11 protein-coding genes are annotated in these 16,792 nt (G+C 66.0%); all 11 read left to right on the forward strand.

Annotated features, from left to right (window positions below):
- The first annotated feature begins 4 nt into the window (after positions 1-4).
- The 11 genes from tssC to QM782_RS23085 all read left to right on the forward strand — a co-directional run bounded on the left by tssC (position 5) and on the right by QM782_RS23085 (position 16,776).
- Positions 5-1,489 (forward strand): type VI secretion system contractile sheath large subunit, encoded by a 1,485-nt coding sequence (tssC, locus tag QM782_RS23035; RefSeq protein ID WP_415205197.1) that lies wholly within the window; start codon positions 5-7, stop codon positions 1,487-1,489.
- Positions 1,490-1,528: 39 nt separating this feature from the next.
- Positions 1,529-2,053, forward strand: a complete 525-nt coding sequence (locus QM782_RS23040; protein ID WP_415205198.1) for an Hcp family type VI secretion system effector — start codon at positions 1,529-1,531, stop codon at positions 2,051-2,053.
- 70 nt (positions 2,054-2,123) lie between these two features.
- A complete protein-coding gene (tssE, locus tag QM782_RS23045; RefSeq protein WP_415205199.1) occupies positions 2,124-2,621 on the forward strand; it encodes a type VI secretion system baseplate subunit TssE in 498 nt (165 codons plus the stop codon).
- Between the two features lie 23 nt (positions 2,622-2,644).
- Positions 2,645-4,498 carry a type VI secretion system baseplate subunit TssF gene (gene tssF, locus QM782_RS23050; protein ID WP_415205200.1) on the forward strand — a complete coding sequence of 618 codons (1,854 nt, stop codon included), beginning with the start codon at positions 2,645-2,647 and terminating at the stop codon, positions 4,496-4,498.
- The gene (gene tssG, locus QM782_RS23055; RefSeq protein WP_415205710.1) at positions 4,462-5,589 is read left to right on the forward strand and encodes a type VI secretion system baseplate subunit TssG; all 1,128 of its coding nucleotides are present in this window, start codon (positions 4,462-4,464) and stop codon (positions 5,587-5,589) included. Before tssF ends, tssG begins: the two co-directional genes overlap by 37 nt.
- 62 nt (positions 5,590-5,651) lie before the next feature.
- The gene (gene tssH / locus QM782_RS23060; RefSeq protein ID WP_415205201.1) at positions 5,652-8,393 is read left to right on the forward strand and encodes a type VI secretion system ATPase TssH; all 2,742 of its coding nucleotides are present in this window, start codon (positions 5,652-5,654) and stop codon (positions 8,391-8,393) included.
- A 29-nt stretch (positions 8,394-8,422) separates the two neighbouring features.
- Complete coding sequence (locus QM782_RS23065; RefSeq protein WP_415205202.1) at positions 8,423-8,773, forward strand: hypothetical protein; 351 nt, start codon at positions 8,423-8,425, stop codon at positions 8,771-8,773.
- A gap of 12 nt (positions 8,774-8,785) precedes the next feature.
- Positions 8,786-11,665 (forward strand): type VI secretion system Vgr family protein, encoded by a 2,880-nt coding sequence (locus QM782_RS23070; RefSeq protein WP_415205203.1) that lies wholly within the window; start codon positions 8,786-8,788, stop codon positions 11,663-11,665.
- Positions 11,666-11,681: 16 nt separating this feature from the next.
- Positions 11,682-12,677 carry a hypothetical protein gene (locus tag QM782_RS23075; RefSeq protein ID WP_415205204.1) on the forward strand — a complete coding sequence of 332 codons (996 nt, stop codon included), beginning with the start codon at positions 11,682-11,684 and terminating at the stop codon, positions 12,675-12,677.
- Positions 12,674-15,679 (forward strand): T6SS effector BTH_I2691 family protein, encoded by a 3,006-nt coding sequence (locus tag QM782_RS23080; protein WP_415205205.1) that lies wholly within the window; start codon positions 12,674-12,676, stop codon positions 15,677-15,679. The genes QM782_RS23075 and QM782_RS23080 overlap by 4 nt, the downstream gene beginning before the upstream one ends.
- Entirely contained in the window at positions 15,679-16,776 is a 1,098-nt protein-coding gene (locus QM782_RS23085; RefSeq protein ID WP_415205206.1) for a DUF6708 domain-containing protein, read from the forward strand. The genes QM782_RS23080 and QM782_RS23085 overlap by 1 nt, the downstream gene beginning before the upstream one ends.
- Positions 16,777-16,792: the final 16 nt, after the last annotated feature.

Below are 16,792 nucleotides of genomic sequence, written 5' to 3' on the forward strand. Positions count from 1 at the left end.
GACCATGACCCAGACCGCCGCTACACAAGCCGCCCCGCAGGCCGCTGCCGCCGACGCCAGCCTGCTCGACCAGATCGTCAGCCAGAGCAAGGTCGCCCGCTCCGACAGCGAGCACAGCCGTGCGCGCGACATCATCGCCGAGCTGGTGCGCGAGGTGATGCAGGGCACCGTCGTCGTCTCCGACAACCTGGCGGCCACGCTCGATGCACGCGTCGCCGAGATCGACCGCCTGATCTCCGAGCAGCTGTCCGAGGTGATGCACCACCCCGACTTCCAGAAGCTGGAGTCGAGCTGGCGCGGCCTGCACTACCTGTGCAAGCACACCTCGACCGGCACGATGCAGAAGATCCAGATCTTCAACTGCACCAAGAAGGAACTGGTCCGCGACTTCCAGACCGCGATCGATTTCGACCAGAGCTCGCTGTTCAAGAAGGTGTACGAGGACGAATTCGGCACCTTCGGCGGCGCGCCCTTCGGCGTGCTGATCGGCGACTTCGAGTTCACCCGCCAGGCCGAGGACATGTATTTCCTCGAGCAGATGTCGCATGTCGCGGCGGCGGCGCACGCCCCCTTCATCTCGGCCGCCTCGCCCGAATTGTTCGGCCTGGAGACCTACACCGAACTGGGCCGTCCGCGCGACCTGGCCAAGGTGTTCGATACGGTCGACTACGCCAAGTGGAAGTCCTTCCGCGAAGCCGAGGATTCGCGCTACGTGGGCCTGACGCTGCCGCGCTTCCTGGGCCGCCTGCCCTACAACCCCAAGGACGGCACCACCACCGAGGGCTTCAACTTCGTGGAAGAGGTGGACGGTGCCGACCACCGCCGCTACCTGTGGGTGAACACCGCCTACGCCTTCGGCGCGCGGTTGACCGCGGCGTTCGAGAACCACGGCTGGTGCGCCGCCATCCGCGGGGTGGAAGGTGGTGGCTTGGTCGAGGACCTGCCCACCCACACCTTCAAGACCGACGATGGTGAAGTGGCGCTGAAGTGCCCGACCGAGATCGCCATCACCGACCGCCGCGAGAAAGAACTGTCCGACCTGGGCTTCATTCCGCTGGTGCATTGCAAGAACACCGACTACGCCGCCTTCTTCGGCGCGCAGTCTGCGCAAAAGCCCAAGAAGTACGACACCGATGCGGCCAACGCCAATGCGGCGCTGTCGGCGCAGCTGCAGTACATGTTCGCCGTGTGCCGCATCGCCCACTACATGAAGGCGATGATGCGCGACAAGATCGGCAGCTTCGCCACCACCCTCGACGTCGAGCGCCACCTGCACAACTGGCTGATGCAGTACGTGGTCGATGCCGACGACGCCTCGCAGGAAATGCGCGCCCAGCGCCCGCTGCGCCAGGCGGAGGTCGAGGTCGAAGAAGTGCCGGGGCGACCCGGCGTGTACCGTGCGGTGGCATTCGTGCGACCGCACTTCCAGCTGGACGAACTGTCCGTCTCGCTGCGTCTCGTCGCTGAAATGCCTGCGGGCAAGAAGTGACTTTTTCGTGTGGCCGTGTATATCCAAGGGTAAGTAAAGATGAAAGATATCTACATCAAGTTCGGCAACCCGCTGAATGGCAAGAAGATCGAGGGCGAATCGCGCGACCAGGAGCACAAGAAGCCCTGGTTCGAGGTTTCCAGCTGGACCCACCTGATCCGCCAGCCGAAGTCGGCCACGGCCTCCAATGCCGGCGGCCACACCGCCGAGCGCTGCGAGCACGGCGAAATGGTCTTCACCAAGGACCTGGACCTGATCAGCCCCCAGCTGTGGGAAGCCTGCTCGGCCGGTACGCTGTACGACGATGTGGAAATCCACTTCATGCGCGCCAACGGCACGCAGGGCCGGGTGCAGTACCTGACCATCAAGCTGAAGAAGGTGATCGTGGCCTCGGTCACGCCCGAAGTGGTGGGTGAAGGCCTGCCCACCGAGACCTTCAGCCTGAAGTACGCCGCCGTGCAGTGGGAATACGTCCAACAGACGATGGACGGCAAGATCCAGAAGGGTTCGCCGGCGATGTGGAGCCTGGCGACCAACAAGCCGGTGTTCGAAGCACCCAACTGATCGCTTTCGCCAGCTGATCATGACCACGCGGGGCGGTTGGCGCCCCGCGTTTCATTGTGGGAGGAAGACGGTGGCTTCGAACCTGCGCATCCGCCGCAGCGTGCTTGACCGCCTGCTGGCCGAAGACGCGCCCATCGGCCTGGTGATGACGCAGTCCGTGGCGCAGCTGCGCGACGCGGTGGCACGCGACATCGAGACCCTGCTGAACACCCGCGCGCCGATGGACTTCGAGCGCATGCCGGGCATGCCCCATGCGCGCGATTCGGTGCTGACCTTCGGCGTGCGCGACTTCGTCGGCCGCGTGCTCAGCAATTCGGAAGAGCAGCGCTACGTCGGGCGCAGCCTGGCCACTGCCATCGAGACGCACGAGCCACGCCTGACGCAGGTGCAGGTGCGCTTCCACGACGAGCAGGCCGGCCAGTCCACCAACTCCCTCAGCTTCACCATCCGCGCGCTGCTGGTCGTGCACCCGACGAAGGAGGCCGTGAGCTTCGACGCCGTACTGCAGCCGTCGGTGTCGCGCTTCTCGGTCATGCAGGCGCGCTTCGGCGCCGGCACGGCCGCCTGACCGCCCCAGCCCCCCCCGCGCCGATGGACGAACTGCTGCCCCACTACGAGCGCGAGCTCGCCTTTCTGCGCCGGCATGCGGGCGACTTCGCCCTGCGCTACCCCAAGATCGCCGGCCGGCTGATGCTGTCGGGCGACGTGGGCGAGGACCCCCACGTCGAGCGCCTGATCGAATCCTTCGCGCTGCTGGCCGCGCGGGTGCACAAGCGGCTGGACGACGACTTTCCGCTGTTCACCGAGACTTTTCTCGACGTCCTGTACCCGCACTACCTGCGGCCGTTCCCGTCGTGCTCGATCGCGCGCTTCGACTTGGGCGGCAGCGCGGCGCAGCTCAGCCAGGGCGCCCAGGTGCCGCGCGGCACCGTGCTGGGCAGCCGCCCGGTGCGCGGCGTGGCGTGCAAGTTCCGCACCGCCTATGCGGTGGCCCTGCAGCCGCTGCGCGTGGCGGCCGCGTCGTTCCGCGGCACGCTGCAGGCGCCCGACGGCACGCCGGTGCCGCGCACCGCGACGACGCTGCTGTCGGTGCGGCTGGAGCTGACCTCGCCGCAGGCCACCTGGGCCTCGCTGGGCACGCCGGCCGTGCGGCTGTACATCGACGGCGAGGCCTCGCAGGTCGCCGCGCTGCGCGAGGCACTGTTCGGCCGCGTCTGCGGCGTGCTGGTGCAGACGGCGCCGCACGGCCCCTGGGCCGCCGCCCCGGCCGAGGCGCTGCCGCGCGAGGTCGGCTTCGCCGAGGACGAGGCGCTGATCGACTTCGACGCCCGCTCGCACCCGGCCTACCGGCTGCTGACCGAGTACTTCGCCTTCCCGGAAAAATTCAACTTCGTCGACCTGCCCTTGCCGCGCAGCGTGCTCGACAGCGAGGCGCGCAGCGTGACGCTGCATTTCGCGATGAGCGGCGTGCGCGCCGATTCCGACGAGGCGCGCCTGCTGGAGACGATGTCCGAGCGCAACCTGCTGACCAGTTGCACGCCGGTGGTCAACCTGTTCCCGCAGCGCGCCGACCCGATCCGCATCACCCACACCGCGTCGTCCTACCCGGTGCTGCCCGATGCGCGGCGCGCCTTCGGCTTCGAGGTCTACTCGATCGAGAAGGTCTACCGCGTGCGCCAGACGCCACACGGCGAGCAGATCCACGAGTTCAAGCCGTTCTACTCGCTGCAGCACGACGAACTGCTGGCCGAGGGCGAAGCCGGCAGCGGCCACTACTGGCACGCGCACCGCGACGACACGATGGCCGAGACCAGCCCCGGCTACGAGACCGAGCTGTCGATCATCGACATCGATTTCGACCCCGCCGCACCGCAGACCGACACGCTGTCGCTGGAGGTGATGGCCACCAACCGCGACCTGCCCAACATGCTGCAGGTGGGCACGGCCGGCGGCGACCTGTTCCTGCAAGGCGGCAGCCTGGCGCGCGAGATCCGCCTGCTGCGCCGCCCCACCCCCAGCCACCGCTTCGAGCGCGGACGCGGCGCGCTGTGGCGGCTGGTCTCGCACCTGTCGGTCAACCACCTGTCGCTCAGCGGCGGCGGCCAAGACGCGCTGAAGGAGCTGCTGCGCCTGTACGACCTGCCGCGCAGCCCGATCAACCGCCGCATCCTGGACGCCGTGACCGGCATCGACTACCGGCCCGCCTCGGCCTACCTGCCGGGCGAGCCCTTCCCGGCCTTCGTGCGCGGCCTGGAGGTGCGGCTGTCGGTGGACGAGCAGCATTTCGCCGGCATCGGCCTGCGCCTGTTCGCCCAGGTGCTGGACCACTTCTACGGCCTGTACGTGCATGCCAACAGCTTCGTGCAGCTGACGGTGCTGTCGGCCCGCACGCAGGAGGCCCTGATCGTCTGCCCGCGCCGCAGCGGCGCCGCACCGCTGCTGTGAAGACGCCCAGCGCCATCGAGCGGCTGCTCGACAACCCCCACCGCTTCGGCTTCTTCCAGGCCGTGCGCCTGCTCGAGCGCTGGCTGCAGAACGGGCTGCCGCCCGGCGACGCCGACGTGCTGGCCCGGCGGCTGGCGTTCCGCAACCCGCTGTCGCTGGCCTTCCCGCCCAGCGAGATCGCCGCGCTGAAGATCGAGCCCAAGGCGCCCGACGACGCGGACGGCGCCGGCGCGCCCGCCCCGGCCAGCCCCGATGCCCCGCTCGCCCCCCGGTCGGTGGCGCGGGTGGAGCTCACCCCCGCCTTCTTCAACCTGCTGGGCGCCGGCGGCGCGCTGCCCACCCACTACACCGAGCTGGTGGCCGAGCGCGAGGCCCGGTGGCGCGGGCCCGAGCGCGAGGCGCCGCGCGCGTTCTACGACATCTTCCTGCACCGCGCGACGGCGCTGTTCTACCAGGCCTGGCGCAAGCACCGGCTGGCGGTGCAGTTCGAGACCGACCGGCGCAACCGCGCGCTGCCGCTGATGCTGGCGGTGGCCGGCCTGGGCCACGCCGGCCTGCGCGACCGCCTGCGCGCGCGCGAGGGCGGCATCGCCGACGACACGGTGGCGTTCTACGCCGCCACGCTGCAGCACCGGCCGGTGTCGGTCTCGGCGCTGCAGCGGCTGCTGCAGCACTACTTCAGCACGCCGGTGCGGGTGGACAGCTTCATCGGCCGCTGGTTCACCCTGCCCGAGGCCAACCGCTCGCACCTGGGCCTGGACAACATGCAACTCGGCCGCGACGCGGTCGTCGGCGAGCGCGTCTGGCAGCGCGACCTGCGGCTGCGCCTGACCTTCGGCCCGCTGCCGCGCGAGCGCTTCAACCGCTTCCTGCCCGGCGGGCCGGCCGCCATCGCGCTGAAGGAGCTGCTGGCGCTGCTCACCGGCGTGACGCTGGAGTACGAGGTGCGCCTCGTGCTGCGTGCCGAGGACGTGCGCGGCATCGGCCTGGGCGCGGCCGCGCCGCGCCTGGGCTGGGACAGCTTCCTCCTCACCGGCGCCAGCCCGCACGACCGCAGCGACGCCGGCTACGACCTGCTCGCGCTGGCCTGACCCGCCGGCACCGCCCCCCAAAATCGCCCCCCTATCCACTACCGTACGCGGCGCCCTCGCCCATGGCCACCCACCTCAAGACCCTGATCTCCAAGCTCAACGACACCACGCGCCGCGCCGCCGAGCGCGCCGCCAGCCTGTGCATGGCGCACGGCCACTACGAGGTGGACCTGGAGCACCTGTTCCTGGCCCTGCTGGAACAGCCGCAAAGCGATTTCGTGCTGCTGTGCCGGCGTTTCGAAATCCCGGTCGAGGCGCTGCAGCGCGACCTGGAAACCGAGATCGGCCGCTTCAAGAACGGCAACGCCCGCACCCCGGTGTTCAGCCCGCACCTGCCCACGCTGCTGGAACACGCCTGGCTGATCGCCTCGCTCGAATCGCACCTCACCCGCGTGCGCAGCGCCCACCTGCTGCTGGCGCTGCTGACCGAGCCTTCGCTCAGCCAGCTGGCCTACCGCGGCAGCAAGCTGTTCACCAAGTTCAAGCTCGACGAGCTGAAGCACCGGCTGCCCGAGCTGACTGCCCGCAGCCAGGAGGCCGCCGATGCGCTGCGCAGCGCCGATGCACCGGCCGGCGACGACGCGCCCGGTGCCGATGCCCCGCAGCCCGGCGCGCCCGGCAAGACGCCGGCGCTCGACCAGTACACCACCAACCTCACCCAGCGCGCCCGCGACGGCAAGCTCGACCCGGTGATCGGCCGCGACACCGAGATCCGCCAGGCCATCGACATCCTGATGCGCCGGCGCCAGAACAACCCCATCCTCACCGGCGAGGCCGGCGTGGGCAAGACCGCCGTGGTCGAAGGCCTGGCGCTGCGCATCGCCGCCGGCGACGTGCCGCCGCCGCTGCAGGGCGTGGCGCTGCACGTGCTGGACATGGGCCTGCTGCAGGCCGGCGCCAGCGTGAAGGGCGAGTTCGAGAACCGGCTGAAGAACGTGATCGACGAGGTGAAGAAAAGCCCGCACCCGATCATCCTGTTCATCGACGAGGCCCACACCATGATCGGCGCCGGCGGCCAGGCCGGCCAGAACGACGCCGCCAACCTGCTCAAGCCCGCGCTGGCGCGCGGCGAACTGCGCACCGTGGCCGCCACCACCTGGAGCGAGTACAAGAAATATTTCGAGAAGGACGCGGCCCTGGCCCGCCGCTTCCAGGTGGTGAAGGTGGAAGAGCCGAGCGAAGCCCTGGCCAGCGCGATGCTGCGCGGCATGGCGCCGCTGATGGAAAAGCACTTCAACGTGCGCATCTTCGATGAAGCCATCACCGAGGCCGTGCGCCTGTCGGCGCGCTACATCAGCGGCCGCCAGCTGCCCGACAAGGGCATCAGCGTGCTCGACACCGCCTGCGCCAAGGTGGCCCTGGGCCAGGCCGCGGTGCCGGCGGCGATCGAGGACCTGGTCAAGCGGCTGGAGCGCCGCAGCGCCGAGATCGCCGCGCTGGAGCGCGAAGCCGCCGCCGGCCGGCCGCATGCCGACGCGCTGGCCGAGCTGCGCGCCGAGCGCCAGGCCGACGAGACCGCGCTGGCCGCCCTGAACAGCCGTTATGCCGCCGAGAAGGCGCTGGTGGGCGAGATCCAGCAGCTGCGCACACAGCTCGAAGCGCAGCCGGCCACGGCCGCGCCCGAGACCCCGGAAACGCCCGCGGCACCGCCCCCCGAAGCGAAGAAAAAGCCCGCCCGCAAGACCGCCGCCACCAAGGCCCCGGCGCCCTCGCCCGAGCAGGCCCTGCTGACGGCCAAGCTCGACGAGCTGGCCCAATTGCAGGGCGAATCACCGCTGGTGCCGATGCAGGTGGACGGCCACGTGGTGGCCGAGATCGTGGCCGCCTGGACCGGCATCCCGCTGGGCAAGATGGTCAAGGACGAGATCCGCACCGTGCTCCAGCTCAAGCCGCTGCTGGAAGAGCGCGTGCTCGGCCAGTCGCATGCCATCGAGGCGGTGGCGCAACGCGTGCGCACCTCGCGCGCCCAGCTCGAAGACCCGAACAAGCCCAAGGGCGCGTTCCTGTTCGTCGGCCCCAGCGGCGTGGGCAAGACCGAGACCGCGCTGGCGCTGGCCGACGTGCTGTACGGCGGCGAGAAAAAGCTCGTCACCATCAACATGAGCGAGTACCAGGAGGCGCACACCGTCTCCGGCCTGAAAGGCTCGCCGCCCGGCTACGTGGGCTATGGCGAAGGCGGCGTGCTGACCGAGGCGGTGCGCCGCAACCCGTACAGCGTGGTGCTGCTCGACGAGGTGGAAAAAGCCCACCCCGACGTGCTGGAGCTGTTCTACCAGGTGTTCGACAAAGGCCTGATGGACGACGCCGAAGGCCGCGAGATCGACTTCCGCAACTGCATCATCATCCTCACCAGCAACATCGGCTCGGGCCAGATCATGCAGGCCTGCCTGAACAAGACGCCCGATGAAATGCCCCCGCCCGACGCCCTGCTGGAGGCGGTGCGCCCCGCGCTGTACAAGGTCTTCAAGCCCGCCTTCCTGGGCCGGATGAAGGTGGTGCCCTTCTACGCCATCAGCGACGAGGTGCTGGAACGCATCATCCGCCTGAAGCTCGACCGCATCGCCGCGCGCGTGCAGGCCAACCACCGCGCCGCCTTCGACTACGACACCAGGCTGGTCGAGGCCGTGCTGGCCCGCTGCACCGAGGTGGACACCGGCGCGCGCAACGTGGACCATATCCTCAACGGCACGCTGCTGCCTGAAATCGCCGAAGCCGTGCTGGCCCGCATGGCCGAGGGCGCGGCGGTGCAGCGCATCAAGGTCACGGCGGCCAAGAATGGCGACTTCCGCTACACGGTGGCCTGACACAACCTGCGAACGACGGAGCGCACCCCATGAGCAACCCCCAACACGCCAGCCTGGCCGCCGCCTGCCGGCAAGACAGCTGGGCCCGGCTGGCGCCGCGCCTGCTGGCGCTGCACATCGACCCTAGCGCCGGCCCGCAGCGGCTGGTGCAGCTGCTGGAAGAGGCCGACGCCCGCGTGCGCGTCGACGCCAGCCACGTGCTGCGCGCCATGTCGCGCCACGCCTGGCGCGTGCAGGCGCTGGCGGGGCCGTACCGCGGCTCGCCGCGGCTGGGCTTCCAGGTGGCGGCCGGCCGCCAGACCTGGTGGCTGCAGTTCGAGCAGATGCCGCGCCTGCGCATCGTGCGCATCGAGCGCCTGCCGGACAGCACGGCGGTCTGACGGCGTGACCGGATGAGCCTGTACGACACCCTCCTGGCCGCGCTGTCGGGCGCGCCGGTGCAAGGCACGCGGCTGCTGCGGCTGCACACGCCGCTGGGCCCCGACGTGCTGCTGGCCGAGCGGCTGGCGCTGCACGAATGCATCGGCCCGATGGCCGACGGCGATGCCGATGCCGAGGCGCCGCCGGCCGGCCTGCAGGCCACGGTGCACGCGCTGGCGGCCGACACCCACCTGGAGCTCAAGCGCCTGCTGGGCCAGCCGGTGCTGCTGGAATTGGCGCGCGCCGACGGCAGCCTGCGCCACTGGCACGGCCACGTCACCCAGGCCGCGCTGCTGGGCAGCGACGGCGGCCTGGCGCGCTACCGGCTGCAGGTGCAGCCCTGGCTGGCCATGCTGGCCCACCGCCGCGACGCCTGGGTGTTCCAGGACCAGACGGTGGTGGACATCATCGAAGAGGTGTTCGCCGACTATTCGGCCCAGGGCCGGCTGGTGCCGGCCTGGCGCTGGCAGCTGCTGGACCCGGCCGCCTACCCGCGCCGCAGCCTGTGCATCCAGTACCAGGAGAGCGACCTGGCCTTCGTGCAGCGGCTGCTGCGCGAGGAGGGCCTGTTCTGCTGGTGGGAGCACCACGGCGACCTGGCCGACGAGCACCTGGGCGCCCACACGCTGGTGATCGCCGACCACAACGGCGCCTTCGAGCACGACCTGGGCGCCGTGCGCTACACCCAGGCCGCAGCCGGCCAGGCCAGCGACAGCCTGGTGCGCCTGGCCCGCAAGGCGCGCGTGGCCACCGCCCGGCTGGAGCAGGCCAGCGCCGACTACCGCAGCCTGGACCTGCGCCCGGTGCAGCAGACCGGCCAGGGCGTGCCCGCCGGCCTGGAGCACCTGGCGCTGGTGGACGTGCCGGGCCAGTACGCCTACGAGGACACCGCCCAGGGCGAGCGCCTGGCGCTGCGCCAGATGCAGGCGCTGGACGCGCACCGCGAGCGCCTGCAGGCCAGCGGCACCCTGCGCGACGCCGCCCCGGGCGCCACCTTCACCCTCATCGACCACCCGCTGCACGACGGCCTGGACCCCGCGCGCGACCGCTTCGTCATCCTCTCGGCCCGCCACGTCGCGCGCAGCAACCTCAGCGCCGACCTCAAGGCCCGGGTGCACGCGCTGCTGGGCGCGATCGCGCTGGACCGTGCCGGTGCCAGCGTGTCCACCGCCCCGGCCAACGCCGGTGACGAACCCCTCTACCAAACCCACCTGCAGCTGCAGCGCCTGGCGCTGCCCGTGCGCCTGGCCGCGCTGGACGCCCACGGCCTGCCCGACGTGCGCCTGTGCCCCCGCCCCACCGTCCACGGTGTGCAGACCGCCCTGGTCGTCGGCTCCGGTGGGCCCGTGCACACCGACCGCGACCACCGCATCCAGCTGCAGTTCCACTGGCAGCGCGGCGCCAGCGGCAGCCACCGCCTGCCAGCCCCCTCCGGCGACGACAACGCCCCGGCCAACGACCACAGCGGCACCTGGGTGCGCGTGGCCGAATCCGTCGCCGGCGCCAACTGGGGCCAGAACTTCATCCCCCGCGTCGGCCAGGAGGTGCTGGTCGGCTTCCTCGGCGGTGACATCGACCGCCCCGTCGTCCTCGGCAGCGTCTACAACGGCAGCGGCCTGGCCGATGCCCAGGGCAACCAGGCCGGCGCCGGTGCTGCGGGCGCCGTGGGTGATGCCCCGGCCTGGTTCCCAGGCGCCCGGGCCGAGGGCCGCCTGCAGGCCCACCAGCACCCCGCCGTGCTCTCCGGCATCAAGTCCCAGGAGCTCTGCGCCAGCAGCCACGGCAGCGGCGGCTTCAACCAGCTCGTCTTCGACGACTCGCCCGGTGCCGGCCGCATCGAGCTGGCCTCCAGCAGCGCCCAGACCCGGCTGCAGCTGGGCCACCTGCTGCACCAGGTGGACAACCGCCGCCTGCAGCCCCGCGGCCACGGCTTCGACCTGGCCACCCAGGCCTGGGGCGCCGTGCGCGCCGGCCAGGGCATCCTGATCAGCGCCCACCGGCGCCCCGACAGCGCCCGCCACATCGACCCGCGCGAGCCCCGCGCCCAGCTCGACCAGGGCCGCGAGTTGCTCCACGCCCTGGCCGAGACGGCCCACAAGCACAACGCCAAGCTCGCCACCGAGCCCGACGTGGTGGGCGCGAAGAAGGACGACAAGGCCCGCCAGCTGCCCGTGGAGCAAGGCCTGTGGGCCAGCGACGACAGCCTGGCCGGCACCGAGCAGCGCGGCGCGCAGGACGATGGCGAGAACGACCCAGCCGCCACCATCGGCGGCGGCGCCGGCACCGTCAACGCCTGGGGCCGCCCCGACCTCGTCATCGCCGCCCCCGCCGGCATCGCCCTGCACACCCCGGCCGCCCACATCGCCTCCTCCGGTGCCACCACCGCCCTGGCCGCCGCCCAGGACATCCAGCACGTCGCACAGGCCCACCACAGCCTCGCCGCCAAGGACGGCATCGTCCTCTTCACCTACGGCAAGGCCGCCAACCCGCAAAAGCCCAACACCGAGACCGGCATCGCCCTGCACGCCGCCAGCGGCAGCGTGAACACCCAGAGCCAGACCGCCGCGACAAAGCTGACCGCCGACAAGGCCATCGACGTCGCCAGTACCACTGGCATTGTGCGCATCGCCGCGCCGCAGCACGTGCTGCTCACCGCCGCAGGGGCCGCCATCCACCTCGATGGACCCAACATCACCCTCAAGGCGCCCGGCAAGGTCGAGTTCAAAGCCTCCGCCAAGGAACTCGCCAGCGCCGGCGGGGCTTCCGCTGAGCTTCAACTCAAGAAGCCCAGCGCTCTAAAGGGATGTGCCAAGAGCTTACAGGCAGCTGCCCGTACCGGAGCAGCCATTTGAAAAGGCGAAGCCTTTCATGAATCTCGTAGAGGCGCTAATTCAGCCGGCCATCGCGACATTGCGACGCCATGCTCGCGAAGAGCCACTGAGCCTATTCATCGATCCAACGCTTGTCGATCCAATTGTTCTGCTGTGCGACTCCGTAGATCTGGATGCTTCAGCACAAGCGTGGGTCAAAAAAAATATAATTCGCCTGCCATTTATTCACAATGACTTCGATCCGGAGCGTCAGCCGTATATTTTGCACTTGCCGAACGAAAGTTCTGCAGAGCGGATCGTAAATGAGGCATTGCGTTTCGCAATCGAAGAGTCGCTCAGTCTCCGTCAAGAAAGTCCTGGCGCACGTAGCGTATGCGGTGTGATTGTTGGTGATGATAACCCATTCCAAACAGCACGACGCCTAGCTCAACTGGCACGCATCAAACCACAAGAACAGCAGCCTTGGTATCTACGCTATTGGGATCCACGAGTTATTTGGCACCTACCCAGAATCCTTCCCGCCTCACTCTGGGAGGAGATTTCGAACAACATTGGCTCTTGGCTGACCATAGGTCCGCAACGACAACTTCAACTCTTCACGCCAGATTCGAAAAAAGAAATTGAACCCTTGAGAACCCCCCTACAGATTCAGAATCAAATATGGGACCGCCTATCCCTGATCGGCCCAACCAATCAAGTTCTGACGATAGGAGAGGATTTTGGAATTGACCCAACACCAACCCAGGCGCAACGCATCGAGAAACTTCTAACGAGGGCAGCCCAAACTTGGGGATTGGCCGCAGACGGAGACGGTATTGTTTTTGCGGTTGCGGGACTGACCTCGCATGATCGGTTCGACGAACATCCATTAGTCGCCGCAGCTCTCCAGGCTGCGGCGCGAGAAAATAAATCTATCGGCACAGTACTGGCGGATTTTGATGACACATTCTGGGCCGAAGTGAGTAACGGTCGCTGGGCACAACCTGCACAGCACAACAACGAAATGCGAACAAGGAAAAAGGTCGCACCATGAGCACGACTGCGCAAAGGCCAAGCGTCAAGACTGCCATACAAAAAGCCGCCAGCAGCACGACGCCTACAGGCTCCGCTAGAGGCGGCTGCGCTGATTGTGTGAAGAGCGGTTTAGCAATTCTTCCGGTCATTCCCTTACCGCTGCCAAATGATCTGCGTGGTGCCAATGCCGAATTTGGAGCACTGGACGGCGGCCTCAATGCCAATGACCTGAAAGCTCATTGGTATGCGATGAGATCTCTGCCTGCCGGCTTCCTCTACGTTTTGAGGCCCGACCTGAGTTGGGATGCTTACCTTGTAGATCGCGACGGATTGTTTCGTCGTATGCCTGTTGGCGAGCTACCCGCGAATGCCGCCAGTCAAGCGCCCATGAGCGAAATATGCAAGCGCCATGGCGACAACATCCCTGCGCAAGTCATTGCCATTGATCCCACCAAACACGCTGCCGTTTGGATGGCATTCAGCCGCTATCGGTGGACCCCTGCCGTGCTTCGCGCCTATGCCACAAACAAGGATGGATGTCGCGATAAGCGGATGACCAAGCTCGACGTCATGGCCGCAGCTGCGGGCTCACTCGGCAAGGGCAGCAAAGTAGCATTCGGCACGGCGATGTCTGCGCAAGCCATAAACTGGGTGGCCGATTATGTTAGCAGCACGACACGCGGCCTGATTAATAACCGGATCACTACACCTCTGGCCGCACGCGGCGGACAGGGAGCGGCGCTTGCCGCAAAGATGGCCGAAATATCGAAAGAGACTCAAACCAAAACAGGCGCCATCATCCTGCTTGACGACAACCTCGGCACGGCGCAGCAAATTAATGCCATGCGCAATGCCGAAACCGGCAAGCTCGCAGTCTATCTGGCGCAGAATCAGCGCAAGCGCTTCATCGGCGAAGTCATATTGGGCTTTGAGAAATCTTTCACCGAAAATGGTCAGACTGGTGAATGGAACAAGCGCTACAAACCAAAATATCAAGCGGAGCAGATCACCGCTGATCGCCTGGCGTACGACAAAAAAGTCGAGCCCTGGAAGCAGAAGATCAACACCATGTCGGACGATGTAGCGGTCGTCAATGCGCCAGCCATGCTGTCTGCCTGGTGGCACGACTTCGACCCACAAGACGACCAATCGGCCAAAGATCGACAGATGGCCACCGCAGCGTGCCTGCACGGCGCGGTCAGGACTGCTGCCGAAGAGCAATTGTGGGATGCGTGGTTCCAAGAAGATCCGCGTGACAAAACGTCCACGTTGTGGGGTGCCGCCACGGCCCTCAATCCCAGCCTGGCCGACTACCTTCTTGGCAAAGAGCTGCCTGACGTCGGGAAAATTGACAAATTCACAGATGTCGCCAAGAATCTGCGTGAAATTAAAACTCGATTCGCGGATGATTTAGCGAAACGCACAGAGAACGAGGCCATGGCCGTCATCGGCACGGCAATGGCCAGCCAAGTAACGCGTGTGCGGCTCGCCAATCCCAGTCTGTATCGCGTAGTTGGTTGGCGTGTACTGGCGATAGTAACCGCCCGCACTCAGGTCACGGTGGCCCCTGCTTTTCTCGCCGCAAACCAGCAACAAATAACTTTGATGCTGGCCGAAGCGGCCTTTGGTCCACCACAGGCCGGCGCAAAACGATTGTTAGATCTCGAAGTACAGAGCAGTCGCAAAGTCTATGTGGTCGGCACCAACGGCGTTGATGCTTACGCCTTTGCCGCAACCCAGACCACCACAGAGCGCGTACGAGTGATGGAGTTGTGGCTGCCGGAAGAGTTAGCAAAAGACATACCGGCATTTCCGATCTCAGCCAAGTTTTCAACGCTCCCTCCTCCAACGGCCAATCCCTTCAAAGCACTGGTGAGCTTCTCTAAGTCCTTACCGGGCGGGTTTGCATGGGCTGGCTTTCTATTGCAATCGATGAATCTGGCCAACAGTGCCAAAGACGCGGTAGATTCCAAAGTTAGTGATAAGACCGATGCATATTTCGGCATCGCTTCTGGAATTCTTGGTGTTACCGGAGTGACCGTTGAGATCGCGGCAGGCGCCATGGAAAAAATGGCCGGAAGATTTGCAGCAACGCGGATAGCGCAAGTGGCCTTTCTAGGTGGAGCCTTGGCGGGAGCATCTGCGTTTGCTGAAGCCATCCAATTGTTCATAAAGGGAGTACAAAGAATCAAAAAAGGGGATGGAGATGCAGCCACAAACTATTTTGGATCATCGGTCGCTTTCGCTCTTTCAGGCATCGCCGCAGTTGCAGGATCATTGGCGATAGCTAATGCCGCTGGAGCACTCACTGGAGCGCTCTCCTTTCTGGCAGGCGCGGGCTCTGCCGCTGCAGTTATTCCAGTTTGGGGATGGATCGCCGCTTCAATATTATTCCTTGGTGCAGGCATGGTGATTTTATGGCAAGCCATCAAGGACACGGATACACCATTGGAGACTTGGCTACTTGGCAGCAGCTATGGCACAGGCAGCAAGAAATTATCGGTCAAGGACGAGATGGATGGCATTAACGATGTGATGTACGCCATGAGCATTGAAGTGGAATGGATCAGCCACTCCGGCTTAATCGCACGGGCGTCAGGCAGCGCCAACTTTTACAGTGCTTACGACGGTTTTAAATTTAATATAAGTTTACCGGGCGCAGGAGCAGATAGTGTGATTGACTGCAAAGTTACACTTATTGGCAGCGCCGGCCGGAAAGAAGTATTCCACGAGACGATTCGTCCACGCATGCTAGGAAAAAGCGTCACGGATCCGCACATGGCAGTGATCAGTTCAGCACCATCCAATCCCAGCCAGATCGTTCAGAATCCGAGCTTTCTTTGGACAACACCACCACGAATCGAAACCGGTGGACGCAGTTATGGAGGCCGTATGAAGATCGACGATAACCAATATCAGAAAGCACAGATTGACATCCAATACTGGCCTGATCAACGGAGCATGCCAGGATTTGTCCTGCCCAAGACATTGGATCAGCGCACATTAACAGACAGCAAGTAATGGCGCAGTCCAAAAAAAAACGGCGAGTATTCAGCGCCTATGGGTCACTGGACAAGCGCGCGCGGGCATGGCAATACCTAGGGTCGGTTGGACGCAGCACAGGTCAGCGACCGAATGGTGATGATCTGGTTTATCGCAGCAATGGCACGACCTTGGAGATTGGACAAGGTTTATCAAACCTCAAGGGAATGATCTGGCTGGTGGCCGCCTTCGGAACCGGGACTGTTATTTCTATATTTTACGCCATATTTTTCATTGCCGGAATCCCGTTATTGACAGCTGACGCAGGAATTGCCACTTTTATTTTTGGCCCAGTAATGCTGATTCTCCTTGCGGCAGGTGGTTTTTTCTTGGCGATGATCCTGATCAACGACCTGTTCGGCTACACAGATGCCCCGCTGCGCTTTGACAGGGCCAGCCGCAAGGTCTACGTCTGGGCGTCGCGCAAGCAGGGGCCGATCGTTCTGGATTGGGACGCCATCAAGCCGGTGGCGCAGAGCGTGGGCATGCCGCCGTACCAGGTCAACCGGTTCCGCTCGGTGCTGCTGGTCGACGAGGACGCCGATGGCGAGGTCCGTTTCGAGGGCAATTTGCCGCGCATCGCGCAGATTGGCTCTGCCGTGCTCGATCGCGAGTCGCCGCTGGCCGCTTATGAATATTGCCGGCTGTTCATGGAGCACGGCCCGCAGGTGTTGCCTGCGGTCAAACGACACCTGGTTTTCCGGCCAAGGGGCTGGCGCAATTTCTTCGACATCATGGGGCTCATCGGCGGCTTCATGCGCGACTATCCGAGCCGCCCCAAGGAGGAGCGCAGCCTGGGGTGGATGGTCTTTGGTGTGGTGATCGTGGCGCCGGTGGCGTTCTTCCTGTGGCCGTGGCAGCTGACGCAGGGCCTGGCGGTGAAGTTCACGACGCGGGTACCGAAGTGGCCACAGGCCTATGAAGAGATGGCGGCCCCGGGTGGGCCGATGCGACCGCCGGCGGGCTCGGAACCCAATGACATGCCGATGCTGCCGCACGAGAAGCTCATTGCCGGGATATGGATCGCCTCGGCCGTCGCGGTGTGGATCTGGCTGGCATGGCTGGTGTGGCTCTGACCTGAAACCTGCGCGC

This window comes from Pseudorhodoferax sp., assembly GCF_047601025.1.
Lineage (GTDB): Bacteria > Pseudomonadota > Gammaproteobacteria > Burkholderiales > Burkholderiaceae_C > Pseudorhodoferax.